Here is a 565-nt window from a genome sequence, read left to right as displayed (position 1 = left end):
ACTAGTGGAACAACATCAGAAGGAGGGGATTGTAGTTTTCCATCAGCGGTTAATGTTTTCCAAGGATTTTGTACTGTTGTTGTTTTTCTTTGTGTTGAGTTTTTATTTTCATAGGCACTCAATGTGACGAGTTTTTGCAACATTTGTGCAAAAAAACCAGAAAGAGGAAGATTTGACCATGTGGGATCAGGTGCAATATGAATAAAAATAACTGTGCCTTTACCACGACTAGCCGCTGTAATAAGGGGCGTTCCATCAGCAAGACTAAGCCACGTTTTTTCAAAAAGATCTGAGCTCGGTTCTGCTAGAATTTGTCGTGAGACAGTGACATCTTTTGGAAACGGAAGATCAAAGAAAAAGCTATTTTTGGTAAAAGGTGCAAGTTTTTGCGGCTTAGCCCAAGACATGATACTTCCAAGCAAACGTTTGCCAGGACGTAAGGGGACTGGCAAGAGGCTATCATGGTGTTCTGTAGCACTTAAATTTTCTCCTGCAAAACGGATGAATGTTCCCCCTTTATTGATAAAATCAGAAAGCTTTTTTTCTGCTTCTTCTGACATGTTGA

The 565-nt window shown here is 39.8% G+C and carries 1 pseudogene; it reads right to left on the bottom strand.

From position 1 onward, the window contains the following. A pseudogene (locus tag ACFINS_RS11170) lies at positions 1-565 on the bottom strand (hypothetical protein); the annotation flags it as partial.

Origin of the sequence: Bartonella sp. AA2SXKL (genome assembly GCF_042197205.1) — a bacterium.
In the GTDB taxonomy this organism is placed as follows: Bacteria; Pseudomonadota; Alphaproteobacteria; order Rhizobiales; family Rhizobiaceae; genus Bartonella.
This window is presented reverse-complemented; position numbering and strand designations above follow the sequence as displayed.